The organism is Arsukibacterium sp. UBA5043 (assembly GCA_002415085.1).
GTDB lineage: Bacteria > Pseudomonadota > Gammaproteobacteria > Enterobacterales > Alteromonadaceae > Alishewanella.
This window is the reverse complement of the sequence record DIBV01000005.1, coordinates 120,588-145,742: the sequence shown is the minus strand read 5'-3', so window position 1 is coordinate 145,742 and position 25,155 is coordinate 120,588. Positions and strand designations below refer to the sequence as shown.

General features: G+C 46.5%; 23 protein-coding genes. 4 read left to right on the top strand and 19 right to left on the bottom strand.

What is annotated here, in order from left to right; genetic code table 11:
* Positions 1-55: 55 nt before the first annotated feature.
* From B2Q61_RS06385 to seqA, 19 genes are all read right to left on the bottom strand, one after another.
* Entirely contained in the window at positions 56-1,387 is a 1,332-nt protein-coding gene (locus B2Q61_RS06385; protein WP_290615756.1) for a sodium-dependent transporter, read from the bottom strand.
* Positions 1,388-1,478: 91 nt separating this feature from the next.
* Entirely contained in the window at positions 1,479-3,503 is a 2,025-nt protein-coding gene (gene prc, locus B2Q61_RS06380) for a carboxy terminal-processing peptidase (protein ID WP_290615758.1), read from the bottom strand.
* 17 nt (positions 3,504-3,520) lie between these two features.
* Positions 3,521-4,264, bottom strand: coding sequence for an RNA chaperone ProQ (proQ, locus tag B2Q61_RS06375; RefSeq protein ID WP_290615760.1), 744 nt, complete (start codon positions 4,262-4,264; stop codon positions 3,521-3,523).
* Positions 4,265-4,270: 6 nt separating this feature from the next.
* The gene (locus B2Q61_RS06370; protein ID WP_290615762.1) at positions 4,271-4,576 is read right to left on the bottom strand and encodes a hypothetical protein; all 306 of its coding nucleotides are present in this window, start codon (positions 4,574-4,576) and stop codon (positions 4,271-4,273) included.
* 29 nt (positions 4,577-4,605) lie between these two features.
* Positions 4,606-5,079, bottom strand: coding sequence for a GAF domain-containing protein (locus B2Q61_RS06365; protein WP_290615764.1), 474 nt, complete (start codon positions 5,077-5,079; stop codon positions 4,606-4,608).
* A 153-nt stretch (positions 5,080-5,232) separates the two neighbouring features.
* Positions 5,233-7,071 (bottom strand): protein kinase domain-containing protein, encoded by a 1,839-nt coding sequence (locus tag B2Q61_RS06360; protein ID WP_290615766.1) that lies wholly within the window; start codon positions 7,069-7,071, stop codon positions 5,233-5,235.
* A 33-nt stretch (positions 7,072-7,104) separates the two neighbouring features.
* Positions 7,105-8,565 (bottom strand): AAA family ATPase, encoded by a 1,461-nt coding sequence (locus B2Q61_RS06355; RefSeq protein WP_290621883.1) that lies wholly within the window; start codon positions 8,563-8,565, stop codon positions 7,105-7,107.
* Between the two features lie 90 nt (positions 8,566-8,655).
* Positions 8,656-10,269: a dihydrolipoyllysine-residue acetyltransferase gene (locus tag B2Q61_RS06350; protein ID WP_290615770.1), complete on the bottom strand. Its 1,614-nt coding sequence runs from the start codon at positions 10,267-10,269 to the stop codon at positions 8,656-8,658.
* Between the two features lie 9 nt (positions 10,270-10,278).
* Positions 10,279-11,256, bottom strand: coding sequence for an alpha-ketoacid dehydrogenase subunit beta (locus B2Q61_RS06345; protein ID WP_290615772.1), 978 nt, complete (start codon positions 11,254-11,256; stop codon positions 10,279-10,281).
* Positions 11,256-12,440 (bottom strand): thiamine pyrophosphate-dependent dehydrogenase E1 component subunit alpha, encoded by a 1,185-nt coding sequence (locus tag B2Q61_RS06340; protein WP_290615774.1) that lies wholly within the window; start codon positions 12,438-12,440, stop codon positions 11,256-11,258. Before B2Q61_RS06340 ends, B2Q61_RS06345 begins: the two co-directional genes overlap by 1 nt.
* A 173-nt stretch (positions 12,441-12,613) precedes the next feature.
* A complete protein-coding gene (gene astE / locus B2Q61_RS06335) occupies positions 12,614-13,660 on the bottom strand; it encodes a succinylglutamate desuccinylase (protein ID WP_290615776.1) in 1,047 nt (348 codons plus the stop codon).
* A gap of 52 nt (positions 13,661-13,712) precedes the next feature.
* The gene (locus B2Q61_RS06330; RefSeq protein WP_290615779.1) at positions 13,713-15,491 is read right to left on the bottom strand and encodes a GGDEF domain-containing protein; all 1,779 of its coding nucleotides are present in this window, start codon (positions 15,489-15,491) and stop codon (positions 13,713-13,715) included.
* 34 nt (positions 15,492-15,525) lie between these two features.
* Positions 15,526-15,816: a hypothetical protein gene (locus B2Q61_RS06325; RefSeq protein ID WP_290615781.1), complete on the bottom strand. Its 291-nt coding sequence runs from the start codon at positions 15,814-15,816 to the stop codon at positions 15,526-15,528.
* Positions 15,817-15,847: 31 nt separating this feature from the next.
* Positions 15,848-16,396: a GNAT family N-acetyltransferase gene (locus B2Q61_RS06320; RefSeq protein ID WP_290615783.1), complete on the bottom strand. Its 549-nt coding sequence runs from the start codon at positions 16,394-16,396 to the stop codon at positions 15,848-15,850.
* Positions 16,377-17,177 carry an SAM-dependent methyltransferase gene (locus tag B2Q61_RS06315; RefSeq protein WP_290615785.1) on the bottom strand — a complete coding sequence of 267 codons (801 nt, stop codon included), beginning with the start codon at positions 17,175-17,177 and terminating at the stop codon, positions 16,377-16,379. The genes B2Q61_RS06320 and B2Q61_RS06315 overlap by 20 nt, the downstream gene beginning before the upstream one ends.
* Positions 17,178-17,197: 20 nt before the next feature.
* A complete protein-coding gene (locus tag B2Q61_RS06310) occupies positions 17,198-18,163 on the bottom strand; it encodes a hypothetical protein (protein WP_290615786.1) in 966 nt (321 codons plus the stop codon).
* 150 nt (positions 18,164-18,313) lie between these two features.
* Entirely contained in the window at positions 18,314-20,794 is a 2,481-nt protein-coding gene (locus B2Q61_RS06305) for a glycogen/starch/alpha-glucan phosphorylase (protein ID WP_290615787.1), read from the bottom strand.
* A 172-nt stretch (positions 20,795-20,966) separates the two neighbouring features.
* The gene (gene pgm / locus B2Q61_RS06300; protein ID WP_290615789.1) at positions 20,967-22,616 is read right to left on the bottom strand and encodes a phosphoglucomutase (alpha-D-glucose-1,6-bisphosphate-dependent); all 1,650 of its coding nucleotides are present in this window, start codon (positions 22,614-22,616) and stop codon (positions 20,967-20,969) included.
* 9 nt (positions 22,617-22,625) lie between these two features.
* Complete coding sequence (seqA, locus tag B2Q61_RS06295) at positions 22,626-23,165, bottom strand: replication initiation negative regulator SeqA (RefSeq protein ID WP_290615791.1); 540 nt, start codon at positions 23,163-23,165, stop codon at positions 22,626-22,628.
* A gap of 107 nt (positions 23,166-23,272) precedes the next feature.
* On the opposite strand from seqA, the gene B2Q61_RS06290 reads away from it, so the two are divergent.
* Genes B2Q61_RS06290 through fldA form a run of 4 tightly spaced genes read left to right on the top strand, consistent with a single transcriptional unit; the run spans position 23,273 to position 25,128 of the window.
* The gene (locus tag B2Q61_RS06290; protein WP_290615793.1) at positions 23,273-24,049 is read left to right on the top strand and encodes an alpha/beta fold hydrolase; all 777 of its coding nucleotides are present in this window, start codon (positions 23,273-23,275) and stop codon (positions 24,047-24,049) included.
* Positions 24,050-24,098: 49 nt separating this feature from the next.
* Positions 24,099-24,296: a DUF2788 domain-containing protein gene (locus tag B2Q61_RS06285; RefSeq protein WP_290615795.1), complete on the top strand. Its 198-nt coding sequence runs from the start codon at positions 24,099-24,101 to the stop codon at positions 24,294-24,296.
* A 14-nt stretch (positions 24,297-24,310) separates the two neighbouring features.
* Entirely contained in the window at positions 24,311-24,583 is a 273-nt protein-coding gene (ybfE, locus tag B2Q61_RS06280) for a LexA regulated protein (RefSeq protein ID WP_290615797.1), read from the top strand.
* 14 nt (positions 24,584-24,597) lie between these two features.
* Positions 24,598-25,128 (top strand): flavodoxin FldA, encoded by a 531-nt coding sequence (fldA, locus tag B2Q61_RS06275; RefSeq protein WP_290615799.1) that lies wholly within the window; start codon positions 24,598-24,600, stop codon positions 25,126-25,128.
* Positions 25,129-25,155 lie beyond the last annotated feature (27 nt).

The window sequence follows — 25,155 nt, the reverse complement described above, 5'->3', positions numbered from 1 at the left end:
TAGCAAAGGCGCTTGCAGCGCCTTCTAATATTATTATGATGGAAGAGGCACCGCCTCAGAGCGAACGGTAAAACATCAGCAAAATGATCACCGGACAAACGAACTTGACATACCAAGGCCAAATCCGCCAGAACCAACTGTTGTCAGCCTGTGAATCACCTTTTTTCAGCTCAGCTAAAATGGAATTTCGGTTCCATACCCAGCCCGCAAAAATACACAGCATTAAGCCGAGCAGAGGTTGACTGTATTGTGTTGTCAGTGCAATCACAAAACCAAACAGCAATTCAAAGTTGCACAGAATAAGTACGCTTATTGCGAAAATAACAGCAGCGATGAGCCAAACTGCCCTGTTGCGCGCTACTTTGCGGTTTTCGACAACATATGAAACCGGTACTTCAAGCATTGAAATAGAAGACGTTAGTGCCGCTATCGACATGAGCAGGAAAAAAGCACAGGCTACAACTAATCCGACCGAGCCCATGGTGGCAAACAAAGAAGGCAATACCGTAAATATTAACGTGTCTTCAGCCAGTAACTGGCCATTTGCGCCAAAGATTTCAACGCCATTATGTAACGCGACATACATTGCCGGAATAATCAGTAAGCCAGCCAGAACCGCCACGCCAATATCGACTAGCGCGACAGATGCACCTAATTTAGGCATGTTTTCTTTGTGGCTGACATAGGAGCCGTATATCAGCATTGTGCCAACGCCCAATGACATGGAGAAAAAGGCCTGGCCCATCGCACTTATCAGTAAGTCCGGATTAAGTACTTCTTTGAAGTCAGGAAGAAGATAAACTTTCAAACCATCCATAGCGCCGTCCTGAGTCATCACATACCCAAACAGCAACAGCATCAACACAAATAAGGTTGGCATTAACCGCACAGACCAACGTTCAATACCATTAACCACCCCACCGCTGACGATGCCGACAGTTAACAACATAAAGATGCCACAGAACAAAATATTTCGAGGTAATGAAGACGCTACCAGCCATCCTGCCAGTTGCTCAAGCCCGGCCAGACTGGCTAGCGCTTCCAGGGTATAAGACAGCATCCAGCCGCCGACAATACCGTAGAACGCCAAGATTAAAGAGACGGTGGCAATACCCCACATTCCGACAATACGTCCGGAACGACCTTTAGAAACCGAGCCAAGAGCATCAACTACATTCGACTCGGTCGCCCGACCAATTAATAATTCAGCCATCAGCACCGGGTACGCCAGAACAAACGCCAGCACCAGATACATCAGAACAAAAGCGGCTCCGCCGTTACTGGCCACCTGAGACGGAAATCCCCAGACGTTGCCTAACCCCACTGCAGACCCGGACGCTGCCAGAATAAATCCAAGCCGCGACGAAAACACACCCCTAGTTGTCATAATTAACCTTTATAATTATTTTTATATTTGGCTGAGCCTAACAAAAAGCGGTAATAAATACCGCTTTTAAATTGCTATTTACGCCTTGTTTTTATTTCTTAGCCATCCGGCTTATTCTTAATAAATCAGCCGTTATATTTGCCGCTTCTTCAAGAAATGGGTCCAGTTCAGTGATCATCTCAGGCGCATCATCAACAGACTGCACTTTTTCAAGTTCAAATCTGACCAGCCGCTCGTTAACCCGGGCAAGTTGATCCGCTTTATCTTTATCACGTTCGCTGATCCGAACAGATTCTTTCAAAGACACTGTTTTGTCATTCTGGCGCTGCTGATAGTCTTTTATATCCTGCAACATATAATCAAACTCAGTCTCCTTGCTAATTCGCTGCTGATGTTTCTCAAGCAATACCGGCACTACTGCCTGAATATCATTAACACTGGCGTATTTAGCAGGATTAATCGAATCCCATGGCAACGCGTGCTGCTCTTTGCTTTCGCCCCACTCTGCAGGATCAATAGCGGTAGGAAAATGAATATCCGGTATTACTCCCTGATGCTGAGTACTGCCACCGTTAATGCGGTAAAACTTAGCAATTGTATATTGTACGCTGCCCAGCGGTTCTTCAAACATATCGTAAATACGACCTAAACCACGGTGTTGTTGTACAGTACCCTTACCAAAGGTTTGTTCACCGACGATAATCGCCCGGCCATAATCTTGCATCGCTGCAGCAAAAATCTCTGACGCTGATGCGCTGTAGCGGTCAACCAAGACAGTTAATGGGCCATCGTAATAACTTACCCCATCCGTATCCGGAGATTCCGTTACTTTGCCATCTCCCTGACGAATTTGTACTACCGGGCCCCGGTCGATGAATAAGCCGGTGAGCAGCGTCGCTTCCTGCAGCGAACCACCGCCATTGCCACGTAAATCGATGATAATGCCATCAACCTGCTTTTGTTTTAATTCGACCAACAGCTTTTTAACATCTTCAGCCAGATTATTGTAAAAACCCGGGATGCTGATCACACCGATGTTCTGATCGAGCTCGTTTAGTTTAGGATCTAACACTTCAGCTTTGGCAGCACGGTCTTCTAACCGTATTTTATCCCGGACAATAGTGATTACATCCGCTTTGTTGCCAGCAATATCACTACCACCCAGCACCTGTAATCTGACCGTGCTTCCTTTGGGTCCCTTAATTAAGTCAACAACATCATCCAGTCGCCAACCAATAACATCAACAAAGTCGTCACTGTCCTGAGCAACGCCAATAATCTTGTCTTTGGGCTTTAATTTCTGAGTCTGATCCGCTGGTCCACCAGGTACCAGACTTTGAATGACGGTATAATCTTCGTCAGCTCTTAGCACGGCACCAATGCCCTCAAGTGACAAGTTCATCTCTTGCTGGAATCGATCAGCATTGCGTGGGGACAGATAAGAGGTATGCGCTTCAATCGCCCGGCCAAACGAATTCATCACAAGCTGAAACACATCTTCACTGTTTGTCTGGCTCAACCGCTTCTGGCTGTTCCGGTAACGTTTGGTCAGGATCTCTCTGATTTCATCGTCTGCTTTACCCGTCAGCTTTAAATTAAGCGCATCAAACTTGACCCGTTGCCGCCATATTTCGTTTAGCTCAGCTTGATCTGCAGGCCACTGCACGTCTTCTCTATCGTATTGATAACTATCATCTTTGCTAAAATCAAACTCTTGTGAAAGCAAACCAATAGCAAAATCAAACCGCTCTGCCCTGCGTTGCATCGTATGATTAAACATGTCAAAAGCAAAATTCAAATTGCCTTTGTTTAAACCGTCATCAAATTCATCACGAAAGCGTGAAAATGTATCAACATCGGACTGAAGAAGTACGTTTCGGTAATAATCCAGATTTTTAAGATACATATCAAAAATGCGACCTGACAACTCATCGTCAAGTTGCATCGGTACATAGTGACTACGGGTAAACAGCGCGGTTATCCTTTTACTGGCTGTAGCATGATGGGAAGCCTGGGCCACAACTGGCAGCACCAGATCGTCTTCAGATTTGCCTGGTTCGGCTTGCACAGCCAAAGCCAACATTAAACTTGCCGCTAAAATGGATAATTTCTTCATAAGCTACTCTGCGTTAATCAGGCCTGATACAAACTGTCCCGCCGGGTTTTGACTACCATCCCGGACGAAAGCTGCACCGTTACATCATCTTTATGCACTTCAAGCACGGTTGCTATCATTGGAGACTGGCCTAACTTAACCAATACACTAGCACCTACTTTCAGTTGCTCATCTGCTATTGCCTCTAAAGCCGTTTCTTTGGCTACCGCAGGGGTAGTTTTAGTCACTGCTTTACTGCTTAGCTTAGTGCTGTTAGAGCTACTATTTGTCGATTTGTTCGGCTTTTTTTTGTAAGCAGGTTTGTCGCTAGCGGGTTTCGCCTTGGCTTTCTGCTCTGCGATGCGCGCCTTACGTATTTCGGCTGCTTTATTTTTACTCTCAGTCAGGGTATTTAGGGCATGATCAGCTTGCTGTTGATCAATTTGCTCACCTGCTTCGCCTTCCAGATTTACGCGGGAAACGCCGGGCTGGATCGCTTCCAGATACCGCCAACTGGACGTATAAACCCGTAGTGCCTGGCGTAATTGCGTTTTACTTACCAGGCTATCCTGCTCGAGCCTGGCGGCAAGATCTTGAAAAATGCCTATTTTAAGTGGCTTTACCTGCCCCTTGACACTAAAGCATAAAGGAAATTGTTGGGCCAGATATGCCAAGACTTCTTTAACATTAGTCAGTTTATTAACGTCACGCTCGTTGGCCGACGTTTCTTCTGCTGTCGAAGTATTCCGGGCTGTATTTAACGCTTCAGTGGAGGTTGTCATTAAAATTTACTCTTCTTCATCATCTGCATTAACATCCGCATCTGCTGCATCTGCAGCGTCCGCATCATCAATGCCCAATTCAATTTGTTGTCGCATAAATACCAAAGCCCAACCGGTCAGTTCATGCTCATCAACGTCCAGCAATAAGGTATCAGTTCCTAATTGCTGCCACAGTTGAGGCATTATCTTTTCTATCTGCTCAGTGGCAAGATCATCGGGCAAGGCGTCCCAGACAGCATGAATAATACTGTTAATCTTATCGGTTACCAGTTCTTCTTCGCCATCCCAGTCACCAACTTCAGACTCATTCAATAAGTAATCCTGAACTGTCAGTGCGTCCTTCATTGCGTTTCGGTCAGCCGTTGTTCAAGCAATTTGACCAACGTCTCCAAATGTTGCTGATCACAACTATCAAACCGTGACAGCAGTGGACTATCGATATCCAGTACCGCAATGATTTTCTGCTGAAAACGCACAGGTAACACAATTTCTGAGTTGCTGGCGGAGTCACAGGCAATATGGCCAGCAAATTGGTGTACGTCTTCAACCAACTGGACCTGACCAGTAGCAACTGCAGTACCACACACCCCTTTACCAACAGGGATCCGCACACATGCTACCTGGCCTTGAAAAGGCCCGAGCACTAGCTCATCATTGCGCATTATATAAAAGCCAGCCCAATTTAAATCAGGCAGGCTGTTGTATAACAACGCGCTAAGGTTGGCCATATTGGCAATAACATCGGTTTCGTCGGCAATGAGCGCCTGAGCTTGCTGTAGCAGCAAGCCGTATTGACTGTTTTTTTCGCTAGACATCGATTTGCGGTTTCTGTTTACCAAATATCAAAGGCATTACATTACTTGGTTTGCAGGTTAATTTAAACCTTTTTAATGTGAAAGACTGCCCATAGCAGCATGAATTCTGCAAGCAGATGAAGAAACTGGCTATAAATCACGCAAACTGTGGCATCAACCGCTAAATTGCATTGGGTTCGCCGGATAATAACAAGCGCTGGTCTGGGGCTGGTGCTCGAAAAATCGGGTGTCCTTATAAGGTAACTTCATAAAGCCACCTACTCCCTCGCCAGTGATCAACGGAACTTTGCTCAGAATGCTGGCTAATAAAGACGAAAATTCTGGTTCGGCTGTGCTATCTAACAACCGGTAGTAGCTATGAACTTTCATGTAAAGTGAGGTAACCTCAAAAATAATACAACCGGTATGCCGGAGCAGGTTTAGCTGGGCAATATCGTCCATGATTGCTTCAGGCAAAACGAGTTGCTCGTCCGGATCCTTTCCATCTTCAAAATAGGAGTGTTGTTTACTGGCTTCATCCTGGCTGGCTATCGGCGCCCTCTGGTAAGGGATCCGGGCATTTATGGGCACGATAAAAGGCTGACCGGTGGATTCACGACTAATATGAATGGTATTGCGGGCATCAAATAGACAGGCTTTAAAAACACCGAGTTTGCCAATAGCGCGGCCCAGAATAACCACATTATTGACCGCATGACTGAACGCCACTTTCAGACTTTCGTTATACAAATTTAAACTGGAATCAATATAAACTCCGTCGGCCTGCCAGTGAATGGCCAGGCCGCCGACGACAGGGTAACGAGCCAGCCGGCCCACAGCAGCAATAAAGGCTTTCTCAGTCTCGCCCATCCCTTCCAGGTAATTCTTGTAGTAACGTTCTAATTGCACATCATCAACATAATGTAAGTCGGCATCTTCCTGATGCTCCCGTAAAAACGATTTTCTCGATGAATAGACAACGGTATCCAGCTCTTGCTTTTGAGCGCTACACCAGACGGGTAGCAGCGCATCGTCTGGCAATATTGGCAATGGCGGTAGCACCAGTTGGATAAGTTGGGGCATTCTGGCTATAAAATAATCACCTGCCTGCTGGCGCAATTTCTGATCGTCTGCCAGCATGCTGTCCAGCATAGTGGCAAACTCCACGGGTAAGCCTAAACTTCGGGCAGGTATCGCTAAACGGCCAAAACGACAAGATTGTGCCGATGCCAGAGCATAAAGCGTACTGGCAATGCCCTGCTCATCAAATCGCGGACTGGAAAGTGCCCCGGTTCGTTGCTCCGGACCAATGAAATAGACATCACCCATCCTGGCGTTAGAATGCTGTAAGTCAGCTGACATAAGCTGCATCACATTATTTTCCAGGTACTGTCCCTGACTATCTAACTGAGCATGCACAGACGAGCCCCAGTCTATTAAACTAATTTTGCCGGTCTGCTCATCAAATACCAGATTAGAAGGCTTAATATCGCCATGCACTATCGGCGCTGCATTGCCATTAATCTGTTGCTGACGCAAAAAAAGCAGTAACTCAGCCAGTTGACCAGCGATATCGATCAATAACCGCACGGGTAAACGCCCTACTTTGAGGCTGTATTGCTCCAAATCCAGGCCAGTCGCCCTGCCCATCATTAAGATGCCCTGCTTTCTAACTACCTGATACGTCACATAAGCCGGCACCGCCGGATGGTTAACGAGTGACAACATGTAAGCTTCGTCAGCCAGGCGCTCCTGAATATGCGGCGCTAAATTTATCCTTGAAAATTTAAACACATAAGAAACATCGTCCTGACCCAAACCAGCAAATGCAAAGCCATAGGCACCTTTGCCGATCAGCTCTATCTGGCGATACCCCAGTTTCTCCAGCTCTTCAATACAAAGCGCAACCCAGTCCTTGAGCTTTTTAGCATCATTGGCATTGAGTAAATAGACAGATTGCTCTTCCGGAATATAGAAGTTTCGCAGTGGGATCTTTTCGGCTTTATCCGGCATGCCATTCCTGTTAATTCTGATAAATCGCTTTTGTTATGCCATAACACAACGTTGCTGTGCCCAACGTCGCAGGCTGCTAATCCGTTCAGCCATCACAACTGACAACGGTTGGGTTTCATTCAGCTCAGCCAGTAAATGATCTTGGCTAAAACCGCCACCGTCGGTATGCATCCGATAACTGGCGCTTACCACGGCCTGCTCCAGCTCTGCACCTGAAAATCCCTGGGCCAGCGCAACGCACTGATCAAGCTCTGCATCGCTCAGGTTTAACTGCCGCCGCTGCAGATGTAACGCCAGCAGCGCCTTAATTTGTCCGCTGTCAGGTAGATCCACAAAAAATATTTCATCAAACCTGCCTTTTCGTAATAATTCTGGCGCCAGGATGTCGATGTTATTTGCCGTGGCAACCAGAAATACCGGTTTGTTCCGCTCTGCCATCCAGGTTAACAGAGTTCCCAGGATCCGTCGGGTAACGCCATTGTCGTTATCACCACCTGCCAAGCCCTTTTCTATTTCATCAATCCATAGCACACAAGGAGCCATTGCATCAGCCTGCGCCAGCGCCTGACTAAGGTTCTTTTCAGTTTCACCAATATACTTATTATACAGTGCAGCCATATCCAACCGTAACAGCGGGATCGCCCAGGCGCCAGCAATTGCTTTTGCAGTCAAACTTTTACCGCTTCCCTGCACCCCGGTTAATAAAATGCCTTTTGGTGTATCCATGCCATTCTGCCGAAATGCGTGCTGACGTTGCAACAGCCAACGTTTTAAATTTGTCAGACCGATAACGTCATCCAGATTTTTGGTATCGACTATCTGACTCAGGGTTCCGCCACTTTGCAACATAGAGAGCCTGGCCTGATTAATTCGCGGCAGGTCGGCGGCCGTTATCGCTCCATCATCCGCTACGGCTTTGTAGGCGAGGCGTCTGGCTTCATCAAACGTCAACCCCACTAAATTGTGAACTAATGCACTGACATCTGCCGGCGCCATCTCTACCAACTGGCCATGCTCGCGGCTGTATTTATCAGCGGCTTCACCAATCATTTGTCTGATCTGCTGCTCGCCTGGCAGTGACAGCTGAAAACGGTAGCTTAAGCGTGCCAGTTCCGGCGGTGTATCTAGTGCATAACTCAACAAAATCAACGTATGCCCCAGGCGTTCATGTGCTTGGGCAATTTCTTTAATAAACCGGATGTGACGAGGTTCATTTAAAAACGGATGAAAGTCACACAACACGTAAATTCCCGGCACGCGGGTGCCTTTAATTTGTGCCAGCAACTGAGCGGGTTCGATATTGAACGCTTGCGGACTGCTCTCCCGGTCGGTTCGTTGCAATCCGTCCGTAATGGTCCATTGAAACACCGGACGCATTAAGTTAACGGCCAGACGTTTAATCAATGCCAGTGCCCGCAACTCTTCATAAGTTTCAATAAGAATAAGGGGGCTCTTTGCCTGCACTAACACCCTCAAGTCTTCAAATTCGTACATTTCAATCCTTGTGCCGCTCGATGCGTCAACCATAAAAAAACCCACTGCTATCGTGGGTTTTTATCAGAAACGCTTAAGCTTGCCAACTGCTTAAATCATGTTAACCAGCATCGAGGTTGGCTGTTCCAGATACTGTTTCCACAAATTGGTAAAACGAGCTATCGTGCCGCCATCGATGATCCGGTGATCGCCTGACCAGCTTATCTGCATCAGTTGTCTGGCTTCCACTTCACCTTTGGCATTAAAGCGCGGCAGGTTTTGCACCTTACCCAACGCCACTATTGCCACTTCCGGTTTATTAATGATCGGGGTGGCGACAGTACCGCCAATCGCACCAATATTAGAAATCGTAATAGTACCGCCTTTCAGGTCAGCCGGGCTAACCCGACCTTCCCGGGCAGAATCTGTTAAACGGCCAAGATCGCGGGCAATATCCACAATCGATTTCGCCTGACAACCTTTAACGTTTGGCACCAGTAAGCCCACTTTTGAGTCAACCGCTACCCCAATGTTATGCTCACTGAAATAGCGCAATTCAGTGCAATCGCTGTTGGGCTGGCTGTTCATAACCGGAAAGTCTTTAATCGCCAGTGACAGGGCCTTCATAAAAAATGGCATCATGGTCAGCTTCACGCCTTGCTTAGCATAACTGTCTTTCAGGCTTAATCGCAGGGCGATAAGCTCAGTTAAGTCAATCTCCTCGCAGTAGGTAAAGTGCGGAATAGTCGCCACTGAATCGGCCATCTGCCGCGCCATTGCCGCCTTGATACCTTTAATAGGCTCAACTCTGTCTGCAGATTGGGCGGGGCCCTGAACCGGCGCAGCGGTTCTGGCGTCAGATTGAGTTTTGGCTTTGCCTGCGGCTGCCGGCTTATTGGTACCTTCAGCAAAAGCCTTAACATCTTCTTTGTAAACCCGGCCTTTATCACCCGAGCCCTGTACCTTTGCCAGGTCAATACTTAGTTCACGGGCCAGTCTGCGTACCGCCGGGCTGGCCAATGCCTTACCGCTACTCACTGCAGTAGTATTATCAGGCTTTGCCAGCTCAGCTTTGTTCTGCCCGGCACTTTCAGCTTGTGCCGCACCAGCCGGTGCGGTTGCAGCTTGTGAAGCGCCAGCCGTTATTTCGCCGCTTACCTGCATCGCAAATAACGGCGAGTGTACTTTGGCAATATCGCCTTTGGCGTAATACAATTTACTGACCACACCGGAGTATTTCGCTGGAATTTGCACCAGCGCTTTATCAGTCATCACGTCACAAACCGGTTGATCTTCGACAATGGTGTCGCCTTCAGCAACCAGCCAATCGACAATTTCACACTCAACAATACCTTCGCCAATATCCGGCAGAATAAAGTCTTCACTGCGGCTGCCGGAAGCATCTGCACTGGTGCCGCTTTGAGCTGGCGCCGTTGCGGCTTGTGCTTTAGCCGCGGCCGGAGTTGCTTCGTTGGCTGCTGCGCCGCCGGCAATTTCCATTTCAAATAACGGTGCATGCACCTTGGCTATTTCACCTTTGGCGTAATACAGTTTGCTGACCACACCGTTGTGCACCGCCGGGATTTGTACCAGCGCTTTATCGGTCATCACATCACAAACCGGCTGATCTTCTTTAATGGTGTCACCTTCGCTAACCAGCCATTCCACAATTTCGCACTCGACAATACCTTCGCCAATATCCGGCAGTATAAAATCCTGTTTCATGCCATCTCCTTAGAAATTAACCGAGCGCATAATGGCTTCGTAGGTTTTAAGATGATCGGCCACATATTCTTTTTCCAGTGCCAGCGGGTACGGCGTATCTAATCCACAAACCCTTTCTATTGGACTTTCCAGATGCAGGAAACACATTTGTTGAATGGTAGCGGCAATTTCACCAGCGAAACCACCAGTTAACGGTGCTTCATGGTTAATTACCAGCCGGCCGGTTTTTTTAACTGAAGCAGCCACGGTATCAGCATCCCACGGCAAAATGCTCCGTAGGTCGATAACTTCACACGAGACACCTTGCTCTTGTGCCATCGCCACGGCCTTATCAACAATTTCCATCTGTGCGCCCCAGGCTAAAACAGTCACGTCTTTCCCCTGCTGCACCACATCTGCTTTGCCTAATTCGATTTCATAATAGTCTTCGGGCACTTCACCGGTTGACGCCCGGTACAATTTTTTCGGTTCAAAAAATATCACCGGATCCGGACTGGCAATTGAGGCCAGCAACAAACCTTTTGCCTGATACGGGTCACGCGGGATCACCACTTTTAAACCCGGGGTATGGGCAAAGTAGGCTTCAGGTGACTGGCTGTGATAATGACCACCCGCGATGCCACCGCCGTATGGGCTGCGAAACACCAAACCGCCAACATTAAACTCATTACCTGAACGGTAGCGGAACTTGGCTGTTTCATTAACGATTTGATCAAACGCCGGGAATATGTAATCGGCAAACTGAATTTCCGCTACCGGCTTCATACCTTGTGCTGCCATACCATTGGCAAAACCGGCGATACCCTGCTCAGTTAATGGAGTGTTGAAACAACGGGCTTTGCCGTATTTTTCCTGCAATTTGCTGGTTGCCCGGAAAACACCGCCAAAATGACCAACGTCTTCCCCAAAACATACTACTGAATCATCTTTAGCCATGGCGATATCAAGCGCATTATTAATCGCTTGCAGCATATTCATTTTTGCCATTAGTCCATTCTCCCCGACGTCACCGGATAAGCATCCGGGTATTTTCTGATATGTTGTTTTAGTTCATCTAATTGTTGTTGTAACGCCGGGATCGGTTGTTGATACACATCAGAAATCAAATGTTCTATTCCAGGTTTTGCTACTTTTTCAGCAACTTTTAATGCATCCAGAATTTCACCACGCAACTTTTCAATTTTTGCTTTGTCAGCCTCTTCGTCCAGCCAACCCTGTTTTACCAACCATAAACGAAAACGCGATATAGGATCGGTTTTGCGCCACAACTCTTCTTCTTCTTTTGAACGGTAGCCACTTGGGTCATCTGAAGACGAATGGGCGCCTAAACGATAAGCCATCGCTTCAATTAACACGGGTTCGTTGTGCTCAAGCGCGAATTCACGGGCCATTTTTGTCGCCTGGTACACGGCAAGAATATCAGCACCATCTACGCGCAGCGCTTTCATACCATAACCCACTGCCCGACACGCAATACCATCACCGACAAACTGCTCATTGGCAGGAGTCGAAATGGCATAACCATTATTGCGGCAAAAAAACAATACCGGAGCTTTATGTACTGCTGCCATATTCAGACCAGCATGGAAATCGCCTTCTGATGCGGCACCTTCGCCAAAGTAACAAATGGTGGTTTTATTCAAGCCACGCAGTTTCTGGGCATACGCGTAACCGCTGGCCTGCGGGATCTGAGTACCAAGGGGTGACGATATGGTCATATAGTAAATGTCTTTACTGCCATAATGCACGGGCATCTGCCGGCCTTTTCCCAAATCTTTTTCATTGGAAAAAAGCTGGTTCATAAACTGTTCCAGGCTGAAACCGCGATAGCGCAGTGCGCCTTGTTCACGGTATTGCGCCATTATCATATCTTGCTCATCCAGGGCGGCAGCACTACCTACCGTAGTTGCCTCTTCTCCCAGACACTGCATGTAAAAACTGATCCGGCCCTGGCGCTGCGCTGCCAGCATCCGCTCATCCAGTACCCGGGTAAACACCATGGTGTCATACATTTTCAGGGCGGTTTCTTGATCCAGAGTCGGTTTATCGGCACCATCGTAAAGGTTGCCATCGTCTTTAAGAATTCGCAGAGTGGGAATCTTTAACGCATCACCGGCAGTAAAAGCTGCATTATGCACCGTGGTGATGGTGGCATTATTTGGGTTGGTCATAGCTATCTCTTGGGTTGTGGACACGCTGTCGATTATGGTTATTTGCCGGGAACTTTACCTTTACGTAAACTGCATTGCAACCGTGCTCTGGCACAAAAAAACCTGACCGCCGGCTAAGCTGTCAGGTTATATTTACTGTTTGCCAGGCAGTTCATTGGCCTTGCAGCACGGTTTTATTGCAGATTATCCATCACACTGCAGGGTACCACCATCAGCATTGCCCGCTGACCCACCGCGACATTAGCATTTGGAAATATCAATGCTTCACCTTGTTGCTCAACCCGATATTCAGTATCACCATCTGTTGCTAACAGAGTGCCGGGCGGATAACTGGTAAAGTTTTCAATATCGTCAGCAAAATGTAATTTAAAGTCCTGAGTCTGTTTGATAATAGAGCGATACACTTGGTACATATTGAACTGACTATGATCAAACAAACCAGATTTAACCGGCTCATTACGAATTAACGCTCGCAAACTGGTATCCGCCCCGGCAAAACGGTCCATATCGTTCTGGCCAAATGGCTTCACCTTACCAAGTTCAATGGTAAATGAATTTGCGCCATGCTCATTGGCAGCATAATAGCTAAAAGTACTGGCCGGTGTTTGCATCAGCAGCACCGTATACACATCACAGGCTGCTAAAAATGCAAACTCAGCCTGGCGCCAGGGCTTACCATGTAAATAGGGATACACTGCAAACTTTTCAAAACGCGATCCGCGAATCGCGGTATGCAAGTCATATAAACTACGGTTATGCGTTACAGGCTTGGTTACGGGTAACCTTTGATAGAACTGACTAACATACTGCTCCAGCCTTTTTGCACGCTGTCTTTCAGCATTAATTAAACCCGCGCCTTTGCTATGATATCCAGAGAACAGTCGGTTGAGGTTTTCATCAATTTCCCGCTTTCCGGCATTAATTGCCGGGGGGTTGCCAAACAATACCAGCAAGCGGACTTTGACGGCTAACTGCTCAGTCAGTATGTCCTTTACTATCGCAGCACAAATTTCAATGGGTGCCGTTTCGTTACCATGAACACCGCATGACAACACCACATCTTCCGTTGTTTCACCGGCAGGCTCGAAGCTTATTACCCCACTATCCCATACCTTAACCTGAATACCGTTAGATAAAGTAAAACCGAATGGTGCTAAGCCATCTGGATTATCCAGGGTAAGCTGTAGAAAATCATCAGCAGGTATTAGTTGCTGTGCCATATATTGTCACTCCTTACACTTGGCAGTTGCAGCGTGTGCTTTTTCTCTACTGTTATTGATCAGTTTTCTGATATTCGACCACCTGATTGCGGCCCCGGCTTTTCGCTTCATACATGGCCTTGTCAGCATCAGCCAATAGCAGCTTGATATCATATCCGCTGACATTACTGCCACTGACACCAAAGCTGGCACTCAGGCTGAATTGATGTTCAGTACTATTGCAATCAATACTGGTAATGGCATCCCGGCATATCTCGGCAAGTAAGGTTGCTTTATCTAATTCACAACCAGGCATCATAATAGCAAATTCTTCACCACCAATCCGACCAAATATGTCGTTGGATCGCATAAACTGCTTACATGCCTGCACTATCTGCTGCAGTGCCCAGTCTCCGGTAGCATGGCCAAACTGGTCATTAATGGTTTTAAAGTGATCAAGGTCAAACAAGATCATCGCCAGCGGCAAGTGTTTGGCCTGACAATACTTTAATGCCTGCTTGGCCTGATTATTAAAATGGTAGCGGTTACTGATACCGGTCAGTTGGTCAAACTCTGCCATTAATTTAAAACGCCTACGGCCAGTCAGACCGCGGTATGCCAGCAGCAGGGCAATTCCGCCAATTAACGCAGCTAACAGCAGCAGTAAACGACTGTTTTTTACCTCTTCCTGATAAATGCTTTGTTGTAAAAACAACAGTTCGTTATCTCTGTCCAGTAAGTTAATCCGCTGGTTTTTTAATTCAATCTCAGATTTAACCGTATGATAAGCCGCTTGCTGCTTCGCTTTACCGGCGTTAAACTCTTCTTCTACCTGATACTGTTGTTCCAGATACTGCAAAGCCATCGCATAATTTTTTTGCTGCTTCGCAATCTGGTATAAGGTGGCATAAGCGTCGACCAGCGCAACGTTATTTGGACTGCTTTTAGCCACAAGTAACGCCTCAGTCGATAACATAGCAGCCTGCTGCACGTTACCAAGCTGCAGCTGAGCTTGTGCCGCGCGAACTGACACTTGCGATATCAGCATTGGATAATGTGTTTGTTCTATCTGCGTAATGTATTGCTGATAAATAGCCAACGTTTTAGCGGGTTCATTATTTTTCAAGAAATACTGCATCAAATGGTGTCTGGCAATATTAGCAGGAATGAATTCTCTGGCCGCCACACATTCATCTACCACAGTATTTGTTTCATTTTCGGTAGCAATACTGTCAGTGTGTTTAAATTTTGCTTCAAGTGCAATAACGTTGATCCGACACGCTAATTTAGGGGATATCGAATTAAAATCAATGTAGCGCAAATATAATAGCGATAAATCATAACGCTCGAGCTGGTTATAAGTAAACATAACTAAAACAATAACCTGCGCCATTAACACCGGGTCAGTAATCGCAGATATAGAATTGGTTAACTGCTCAAAGTGGGAAAATGCCAGCTTATGGTTATTTGACAATAGTAAGACATTAACAGCCAACATCCGGGCTTTAATAATCATTGTCGAATCTGAGGAGACATCCAGTAATTGAGTCAGTAGCGGCAATACCCCATCATATTGCCCCAGCAGAGCCTGTTCATAAGCATTTAGCAACATTAAATACTCAATATCCGCAGTTTCAGATAAAGGTAATTGCCTTAGCCTGGCTAATCCGGCTTTAAACTGCGATTGATCTTCCAGTCTAATATTGTCCAGGTAGGTTAACTGTTGTCGAATAGTTAGATTTTGCTCAGCTGCAGGACTCTTTGCCAATATTGCAGGCTCGTTTGCAAAACCTGCAGGTACAATAACCAGCAGGCTTAGCAACAGCACAGCGCCAACCATAATAATTTTCATCCGCTCAGTCTGCTGTGTTTTACTTCTCTTTTAATTAAACCACCCGCTTAATTTCAGGCTCTGCAGGTTCGGGTGTATCTTCCGGCTGCTTTGCGGGTTCATCGTCAGGCTTCGGTTCTTCAGCTGGTAAGATCATACAGACAATTTTATTATTGGCATGCAGCAGTTGTGCTAATTTAATATCGTCATGCTGACATATTGCCTGCTGGATTGCCGGGTCGAAATTTAACGGGTTAACAACCTGTTCCAGTTGAGTATCTGCCAGATGGCGCAGCGTCGCATCCTCTCCCAACCGTTGTAACAACTGTAATACATTACTATTCATGCTGAACGTCCTGAAATCGTTATCTTAGTTATTATTTTTGCAATTTATAGTCATTGCTGTTCTCACAATACACAAAGCCAAGGCCGCTAACCAGCTTTTTTGCGGCCAGATTGTCACTAGCAATATTACATACGATGTTATTTACGACGCTCAGTTGAGACAGCGTCTGAAACAAGCCAGTTAAGGCTTCGTGAGCCAGTCTTTTGCGCTGAACAGCAGGCAACAGCATAATGCCAACCTCTGCGGTAACGGTGACAGAATCGGCTGTTGCATCGTCCGCTTTGAAGGTGACAGCCATTAGTCCGACCGCTGTCTCGGCTGGCCGTGCGGCAATAACCATATAAAGCCGGCTTTCCACTGCCATCTCGCTCAATGCTCCATTGTTATGGTGCAGCGCCGCGGCAAAACTGGTGTTTAGCTGGGCATCCGTTAATGGCTCAGCAATCCATTGCATTACCTCTTTACTACTATAAAGTTGCCAGTAAAGCGTTTGATCAGATGCCACCATTCTTCGTACCCGCAACAACGGCGTGTCAAAACAAACGCTATGGTTAAGCAGATTACTGATAGTTGGCATCATCAGCCTGCAGCGCGGCGAGTTTGTCCAGCATTTGCTGGTTGGCGACCATTTTAGTCGCCGGCGGGATCACCAGGGTCGTTTTAGGATCCATTTCGGCATTCACCAGCTCAGCCAGCGCCAAAGTTGTGATCCGCGGCTGCTGAATGGGTAAGGTTACCGCTTCATACAATATTACCTGATGGTTTAACGGATAATATTCCGCTAACAAGTCGATAAGTAACTGCCGGTAACGGCCATCCGTGCCACGCTTAGCCAGGCTGCGATCCCCCGCCACCCCAACCTGCCATAAAATAAGATATGCTGCGGTATCAATACAACGTTTATAAAACATAAACTGGCTGGTTTCAAAATGCTGGCAGCCATAGGTGCCAGGGTCTATTGCTAAATCGGCTATCAGGCAGTCCTCTGCCGAAATGCCTGGCTCCATATGGGCGGCAAAGCCTTCAGCTTTCGCCTCGGCAATCGCTTTATGCGGTACCCAGGCAAATACCCCTGGATGACCGTAAAACGCCCCCACTACTCTTTTATTAAGCCTTACCTCGCTTAATATCGCCGCGACCATTTGCTGATAGCTAAGCATCCGCGACACCCCGGTCTGATAATAAGGCTGCAACGAGCGAACATCGTTATTCATCTCGCCTACCCATTGTTCCGTAATGCCGTCAGCGACTAACAAAAATACCACATCGGCTTGTTCAATATAGCTGCGACTTAATGGACTAATATGCGAGCCTAATGTCATACCGGTACCGACACAAACTAAACTGCCTGTTTGCTGCACGTGTTTCTCCACTTTCGCTTTTATTTTAAATTTTGCTCGGTTGCCGCTGCAGCCTCATCAATAGCACGTAATCCCTGCTCATTGAAAAAGCTAAAATCAATGCTGCTGACATCGCTGTGCCACAATCTTATTACTTCCAGAAACTCCGGATCTTGCCTGATTTGCGGCATGACTTTATTTATCCTTGATATTTGTTCCTTGCCCCAGGCGTTATTTGCACAACCTATTGCACCAGCCACCGGCTGCTGATCATTTTCTGAAATTGCAATGGTCACCATATTACGACTGTATAACTGCTGAAAATAGTTGGCAATCATGGGGTAATCAATGGTGTAGTCTAGCCTGCCCGAACTGATCATGTGTAAAATGGCAACAGCGCCTCCCGGGCCCGAACGGGCCAGATAGGGGTCTTGTTCATTTATTAAGGGCTGCAACACACCATAACGCCTGCCTGAAGGATAGCCCAACCGGAAGCGAGAGTCTGCCAGTAGTTCGGCTAATGATATGGGTTCACCATAGAGGGCCCTTAACGTTTTAGCTGTATTTTCGTCAGTAATGATGTGATGCGGGTAATAAAGGTGCGTGGGCATACTATAGATGGCTCTGGTCTCTCCTTCTGGTTTAAAAATCATACAGGGAAAACACACCGGCTCTCTATTGTCCAGTGCCTGAGCGATCCGGGGTTGCGGCATTACCAGATATCTAGGCCGGGTTTCTGACATGTAGCGATGGACCACTTTGATTAACACGTCACATACACCCTGGCGTTGATATTCGCCATGTAACACATGGAACGGGGGGGCGTCATTAATTGCCCAGTTTAACCTGTCGTTATCTGCAGGTTCTTCAGATGCTTTTGGCCTCGTCTGAATTTCATTTGTTATTTTATCGGCAAGGTTTGTCTTGGTGGCAGCTTGCACCATTACGGTTAAGCCACAGCAGAGCAGCAACACTTTCATTAGCTGACTAACTAATTTCCTGAACAAAAATGACACCTGCCCGACCTCAGCTGATCTGAAAAACCATGCTTAACTTTACGCATAGCCTGTCGCAATTGCCAAATTTTTATCAATAAAAAACCCATCTTAAGATGGGTTTCAGAAAAAGGCTAGCTTTACGCCCAACCTGATTAAAACTTAATCTACGATGTTACACCGCGTTAAGTGCCATACTTTACTGACATAATCTTCAATTGAGCGATCTGATGTAAACTTACCAACTAACGCGGTATTCAGAATGGCTTTTTTTGCCCAACCGGCTTTGTCACGGTACCAGCTGTCTATTTGCTGCTGCGCTTTTGCATATGATTCAAAGTCAGCCAGCACCAGATAAGGATCTCCCCCTTCCAGTAAACTATGTTTGATTGCGGCCAGTTCACCAGGTTTGCCGGGGGTGAAGTAATCCGTTTCCAACCAGTCTAATATAGCCTTAATTTCCGGATTATTATGATAGTACTCATAACTATGGTAACCCTTAGCATACAGCGCTTTCACTTCGTCAACGGTGAGTCCGAAAATTGCAATATTGTCACTACCCACTTCTTCAGCAATTTCAATATTGGCGCCATCCAGCGTACCTACTGTTACCGCTCCGTTTAACGCCAGTTTCATATTGCCGGTGCCCGACGCTTCTTTGCCCGCTGTTGAAATTTGCTCTGAGACGTCGGCTGCCGGGATCATTTTCTCGGCCAGCGTTACCCGGTAATTTGGCATAAACACCACTTTTATCCGGTTTTTAACCCGTTTATCGTTATTTATTTTGTCAGCAATTTTATTGATAGCAAAAATAATCTCTTTCGCCAGTTTATAGCCTGGCGCTGCTTTGGCGCCAAAAATAAATACCCGTGGCACCATGTCATAATCCGGATTTTGCAGAATGCGGCGATACAGCGCCAGTATATGCAGCAAATTCAGGTGCTGGCGTTTATATTCATGCAGCCGTTTAATCTGAATATCGAAAATCGCTGTAGGATCAATATCGATACGGGTCAGTTTTTTAACTTCTTTGGCAAAATCAGCTTTGTTTTGCTGCTTGATTGCCATAAAGCGATCCTGGATTTGTGGATCGTCAGCAAAATCTGCCAGCTTGCTCAATAATTTAAGATTAACCGGCCAACCGTCATCTACTTTTTCATCCAGCAATTTAGACAATCTTGGATTACAGGCTTTTAACCAGCGTCGAGGAGTAACCCCATTAGTCACATTAGTAAACTTGTCGGGCCAAAGCGCCACCATTTCCGGAAATAAATCGGATTGCACCAGCTTGGAATGGATTTCTGCTACACCATTTACTTTAAATGAACCGACTACTGATAGATGACCCATCCGAACCATGGGTTCGTCACCTTCCTCTATTATGGATAGCTTACGTTTTTTTGCGTTATCGCCTGGCCATAATACGTCGACCTGCTCAACCAGAAAACGGCGGTTAATCTCATAAATAATTTCAATATGCCGTGGCAATACTTTTTCAAACAGCCTTACCGGCCATCTTTCTAAAGCTTCTGGCAGCAAGGTGTGGTTGGTATAAGCAAATACCTGCTGGCAAAGTGCCCAGGCGTCGTCCCAGCTCATATCGGCCCGGTCAATCAGAATTCGCATCAACTCCGGAATCGCCACAGCTGGGTGTGTATCATTCAGCTGAATAACGACCTGCTCTGGAAATTTGCTCCAGTCATCGCCATGCGCTCTTTTATAGCGACGGATAATGTCTTTGAGTGAACACGAACAAAAAAAGTATTGTTGAATCAGCCGCAGCTCTTTACCTGCATCCGTTTCATCATTTGGGTAAAGTACTTTAGAGATGGTTTCCGCTTCAATATTTTCACGTGCTGCATCAATATAGCCGCCGGAATTAAATACATCCCAGTTAAAAAAGTCGCTGGCCCGGCTTTCCCACAGGCGCAACACATTCACTGAACTACCGTTATAACCCACCACAGGGATATCCCAAGGTACGCCCTTAATAATCCGACCTGGGTGCCAGACTTTTTTCATGGTTCCTTGCAAGTCATATACGGTTTCGACGTAACCATAAACAGAAACTTCCTGTACCGACTCTGGCCGACATATTTCCCAGGGATTACCATATTCACGCCAGCTATCTGGGCGCTCTATTTGCCGGCCATCCTGAAAACTTTGTTTAAACAACCCATGTTCATAATGAATGCCGTAGCCAATGGCCGGATAATTAAGGGTAGCCAAAGAGTCAATAAAACAGGCAGCTAAACGGCCAAGACCGCCGTTACCAAGCGCCATATCTTCTTCCTGATCTTCCAAATCAGCTATGTTCATTCCAAGTTCTGACAAAGCTTGCTTAGCCTGCTCGTGCAAACCTAAATTATGCAAGTTGTTACTGAATAAACGGCCCATCAGATATTCAAGACTAAAATAATGTAAAGCGCGGGTATCTTGTTGATAATGAGTGCGCTGAGTATTGCGTAGACCGTCATAAACCTGTTCATTTACCGCGGCACAAGTTGCACGCCACCAGGCCTGGCTGCTGGCTTTATTCACATCTGTACCCAGACTGGAATGCAGGTGTTTAATAATATTCTGTTTAAGTTGTTCAGTTGTCGCACCGCTAACAGCGGTTTTCGGTGAGGTTGCTTTCTTCATTGCCAATCCTGAAATTTACTGAGCTTGTTAGTTAGACCAATTTACTGAGCTGAGCCAATATTATTGTTAAATGTAGAAATATTACGAAAACGATACCTTAATTTAGCTCATTTGGCAAAATAAAGGCCGCCCGTGTAATAAAATTACACAATGAAGCGGCCTGGTGTTGCGTTCACAGAGTACGGAAAACCTGATCTACAAAGGCTTTGGCATCCTGTTCTAACAACTGCAAGTGCTGTTGATCAACAAAACTCTCCAGATAAATTTTGTAAGTATTCTCGGTACCTGATGGCCGCGCGGCAAACCAGCCATTGCTGGTGACCACTTTTACGCCACCTAAATCAGCCTGGTTACCTGGTGCCTTGGTTAATACCGCCACAATTGGATCACCCGCGAGCTCAGTTTGGGTGACACTGGCAATATCCAGTGATTTTAACGCCGCTTTTTGTGCTGCGTTTGCAGGAGCATCTAATCTGCGATACAGCGGAGATCCCAGCTCTTTGGTAAGTGCCTGATATTGTTGATATGGATCAACGCCGGTTTTCGCCAGCATTTCTGCCGCTAACAACCCCATAATAATGCCGTCTTTGTCGGTGGACCATGCTTTGCCATCCAGTCGTAAAAAGCTGGCGCCGGCGCTCTCTTCGCCACCAAATGCCAGGGTACCCTTGTGCAATCCATCAACAAACCACTTAAAGCCCACAGGCACTTCACACAATATCCTGCCCCGCGCAGCCACCACTCGGTCAATCAATGCACTGGATACCAGGGTTTTGCCAATAGCCAGACTGGCAGACCACTGTGGCCGGTTCGACAGCAAATAGTTAATGGCTACCGCCAGATAATGATTAGGGTTCATTAAACCGCCACTGCGGGTAACAATTCCATGGCGATCAAAATCGGGGTCATTGCCGATGGCAATATCGAACTGGTCTTTTAACTGAATTAAATTAGCCATTGCGCAGGCGGACGAGCAGTCCATCCGAATTTGACCGTCTTTATCTAACGGCATAAACGCAAACGATGGGTCTACTTTATTATTTACTACCGTGATATCAAGACCATACTTTTCAGCAATTCGGCCCCAGTAACCAATACCAGAACCACCCATGGGGTCAACACCAATTCTGATACCGGCTTTTGCAATTGCAGCCATATCTATTACATTTACCAAATCGTCGACATAATGCTGAATGTAATCAATATGCTGGCAATAACCTGACTGAATAGCCAGGCTGTAGGGCATCATCTTTACCCCATCAAGATCTTTCGCCAGTAGCTCGTTAGCACGTTGTTCTATCCAGTTAGTGGCATCCGTGTCTGCCGGCCCGCCATGGGGGGGATTATATTTGATACCGCCGTCCTCAGGCGGGTTGTGTGATGGCGTAATAACAATACCGTCTGCCAGTTTGCCATCTGCCCCCTCGTTTTGAGTGAGAATAGCGTGTGATATCACCGGTGTTGGGGTGTAGCCTAAATCTTTCTGGATACAAACCTGAATTTTGTTGGCGATCAACACTTCCAGTGCAGAGGCAAACGCGGCCTCTGACAGGCCATGCGTGTCTTTTCCCAGGAATAGCGGCCCGTTAATGCCCTGAGCTTTGCGATAATCAGCAATAGCCTGACATATCGCTAACACATGCGGCTCATTAAATGAGCAATGAAGGGCACTGCCCCGGTGGCCAGAGGTACCAAAGGCGACTTTATGCTCGGGATGCTGGTGAACATCAGGCTCCAACACATAGTAGGCTGTCATTAACCGACTGATGTTGGGAATAAGATCGTTTGGCACTTGTTGTCCAGCCAGGGGATGTAAAGACATACTCGTTCCTTATAATAAATCGCGGATCCGCTCAGCGTCCTGCTCACTATAACCCAGTTTTATGGCCGTTTCGGTTAACATCATTTTTTTTCTGGTGGTATTGGAATTGGTAATTACCCAGAAAGTGGTGTTTGGAATTTGTTTCGGATTGGTACTGCTGCCGGCCTCGGACAGCGCCTCTGCTGTGGTGGCAAAATACAACCGGTTACGACCTTTAATATCCAATACTTTACCGAATTGCTTCTTGTGTACCCGTGCCAACACTGAAAGCAAATATAAAAAACGTCCTACTACACTCGATTCTGCCTGTAAATCCTGCCGGCTAACCAAATCGAAAACCGTACCCGGGTTAGCGGTTTCAAGAGTCACTGCAGGTTTTAATGGTTCAACCTCAACCGTTTCAGGTTTTGCTACATCTGCTGAAGTCTGGCTTGCTACCTGCTCACCGAGCAGTAATCGACGTAAAATATCAGAAGCACTTTCGCCGATCTGGCGGGTTTGTGTAGCAATGTAGTGATATAAATCATCTTCTATTTCAATGGTTTTCATGTTTTTTTCCGTCAACTGTATGTTGGGCCATTATATAAAGGCTTTGCCACTGACGCCAGCAGCTTAATTTGATAAAATACCAGCCTAGTTTTTTCAGTGAGTTAGCAATGATTCTACATTCCCACAGCACCGGTTCCGGACAACCTCTGATATTACTACATGGGTTGTTTGGCAGTTATGACAACTTAGCTGGTATTGCCCGCACCTTGAGTGACCAGTGGCACGTTATCAGTATCGATTTACCTAATCATGGCCAGTCACCCCACAGTGACACAATGGATTATTCCAGTATGGTGGCGGATTTGGCTGCAACCCTCGATAACCTGAATATTGCACGATGTGCCGTATTGGGTCATTCACTTGGCGGCAAATTAGCAATGGCATTTGCATTGGCTCACCCTGAACGGGTAACTGAGCTTATTATTGCTGATATTGCCCCGGTTAGCTACGCCAGAAGCCATCAGGCCGTTTTTGCCGGTTTAAAAGCAGTAGACACCGCAACGGTTGCCAATAGAACGGAGGCTGACCAGCAACTGACTAAGTATATAACTGAGCCCGGTGTGCGGCAGTTCTTATTAAAAAGTCTGCATAAAACCGAGCAGGGTTTTGCGTGGCGCTTTAACTTATCAGTGTTAGCTCAATGTTACGACCAATTGCTCAGTTTTCCTGAGGGTAATGCCGCATATTCAGGTCCGGCACTATTTATTAAAGGCGCGGAGTCTGATTACATATTGCCAGAGCATCGGTCTCAGATAATGCAATATTTCCCTGAGGCGCAGGCAAAAATAATCAATGGTACAGGCCACTGGCTGCATGCCGAAAAACCAGCCGTATTTACCAAGCTGGTTAAAGACTTTTTATTGAGCCAGCACACTAAAATTTAGCAACTTTTGTGCTATAGTGCGGCCAATTTTTCAGGTATGGCCAGAGCAGATGACCATTGCACAATTTGAAACCATCGGATTATGGCTGGGCCTAGCAGTACTCTATATTTTTATAGTGCTGGCAATTAATGATGTACTGAAAAAGAGTCAGGCTCCACGGTTTGGTCGTTTATTCGTCTGGCTGGTGTTGTTTCTATCACCGCTGGTGTTTGTGATTAAAACGGTGGTCCAGTATTTTCTGGAATAACAAGGTTGAGATTGATGGCTAAAATCGCCACTGATCGCACCACTATTGATTTGTTTGCGGCTGATAAGCGGCCGGGACGGCCTAAAACCAACCCGTTGCCCAGGCAAGAGCAGCTTAAGCTAAATAAACGCAATCAGATTAAACGCGATCGTAATAACGGCTTAAAGCGTATTGAATGTAAAGTGTCAGCTCAGTTATACGATGCGCTTAGCGAGGCAGCCGAGCAGGCAAATACCACACGCAGTAACTTAATTGAACAGCTTTTAGAGCAAGCTTTATCCAGGTAAGAAGGCAATTAACCATGGCAACTGTAGGAATTTTTTTCGGTAGCGATACCGGCAACACTGAGCATATTGCAAAAATGATCCAAAAAGAGCTGGGGAAAAACCTGGTTGAGATCCGTGATATTGCTAAAAGCAGCAAAGAAGACATTGCCGGCTTCGACTTACTGTTACTGGGCATTCCAACCTGGTATTACGGTGAAGCACAGTGTGATTGGGATGATTTTTTCCCTGAGCTGGACGGTATCGATTTTAATAATAAACTTGTCGCAATTTTTGGTTGTGGCGATCAGGAAGATTACGCTGAATATTTTCTGGACGCGATGGGCACATTACGCGATATCATCGAACCTAAAGGCGCTATCATTGTTGGAAACTGGCCAACATCAGGCTACAACTTTGTGGCATCAAAAGCGTTGGCCGATGCCAACCACTTTGTTGGCCTGGGTGTCGATGAAGACCGCCAGCCAGAGTTGACTGAGCAACGGGTAAAGCAGTGGTGCAAACAGGTTTATGAAGAAATGAGCCTGCAGGAATTCGCTGACCTTTAACCCAACTGATAAATAATAAAAAAGAGG

What these genes read in the sequence shown, in the direction of transcription:
- B2Q61_RS06325 (WP_290615781.1), bottom strand. Translation starts at nt 15,816, where the DNA reads ATGAATAGTAATGTATTACAGTTGTTACAACGGTTGGGAGAGGATGCG.
- fldA (WP_290615799.1), top strand. Translation starts at nt 24,598, where the DNA reads ATGGCAACTGTAGGAATTTTTTTCGGTAGCGATACCGGCAACACTGAG.
- B2Q61_RS06330 (WP_290615779.1), bottom strand. Translation starts at nt 15,491, where the DNA reads ATGAAAATTATTATGGTTGGCGCTGTGCTGTTGCTAAGCCTGCTGGTT.
- B2Q61_RS06345 (WP_290615772.1), bottom strand. Translation starts at nt 11,256, where the DNA reads ATGGCAAAAATGAATATGCTGCAAGCGATTAATAATGCGCTTGATATC.
- proQ (WP_290615760.1), bottom strand. Translation starts at nt 4,264, where the DNA reads ATGACAACCTCCACTGAAGCGTTAAATACAGCCCGGAATACTTCGACA.
- prc (WP_290615758.1), bottom strand. Translation starts at nt 3,503, where the DNA reads ATGAAGAAATTATCCATTTTAGCGGCAAGTTTAATGTTGGCTTTGGCT.
- B2Q61_RS06385 (WP_290615756.1), bottom strand. Translation starts at nt 1,387, where the DNA reads ATGACAACTAGGGGTGTGTTTTCGTCGCGGCTTGGATTTATTCTGGCA.
- ybfE (WP_290615797.1), top strand. Translation starts at nt 24,311, where the DNA reads ATGGCTAAAATCGCCACTGATCGCACCACTATTGATTTGTTTGCGGCT.
- B2Q61_RS06360 (WP_290615766.1), bottom strand. Translation starts at nt 7,071, where the DNA reads ATGCCGGATAAAGCCGAAAAGATCCCACTGCGAAACTTCTATATTCCG.
- B2Q61_RS06305 (WP_290615787.1), bottom strand. Translation starts at nt 20,794, where the DNA reads ATGAAGAAAGCAACCTCACCGAAAACCGCTGTTAGCGGTGCGACAACT.
- B2Q61_RS06365 (WP_290615764.1), bottom strand. Translation starts at nt 5,079, where the DNA reads ATGTCTAGCGAAAAAAACAGTCAATACGGCTTGCTGCTACAGCAAGCT.
- astE (WP_290615776.1), bottom strand. Translation starts at nt 13,660, where the DNA reads ATGGCACAGCAACTAATACCTGCTGATGATTTTCTACAGCTTACCCTG.
- B2Q61_RS06290 (WP_290615793.1), top strand. Translation starts at nt 23,273, where the DNA reads ATGATTCTACATTCCCACAGCACCGGTTCCGGACAACCTCTGATATTA.
- pgm (WP_290615789.1), bottom strand. Translation starts at nt 22,616, where the DNA reads ATGTCTTTACATCCCCTGGCTGGACAACAAGTGCCAAACGATCTTATT.
- B2Q61_RS06320 (WP_290615783.1), bottom strand. Translation starts at nt 16,396, where the DNA reads ATGATGCCAACTATCAGTAATCTGCTTAACCATAGCGTTTGTTTTGAC.
- B2Q61_RS06350 (WP_290615770.1), bottom strand. Translation starts at nt 10,269, where the DNA reads ATGAAACAGGATTTTATACTGCCGGATATTGGCGAAGGTATTGTCGAG.
- B2Q61_RS06340 (WP_290615774.1), bottom strand. Translation starts at nt 12,440, where the DNA reads ATGACCAACCCAAATAATGCCACCATCACCACGGTGCATAATGCAGCT.
- B2Q61_RS06355 (WP_290621883.1), bottom strand. Translation starts at nt 8,565, where the DNA reads ATGTACGAATTTGAAGACTTGAGGGTGTTAGTGCAGGCAAAGAGCCCC.
- B2Q61_RS06285 (WP_290615795.1), top strand. Translation starts at nt 24,099, where the DNA reads ATGACCATTGCACAATTTGAAACCATCGGATTATGGCTGGGCCTAGCA.
- seqA (WP_290615791.1), bottom strand. Translation starts at nt 23,165, where the DNA reads ATGAAAACCATTGAAATAGAAGATGATTTATATCACTACATTGCTACA.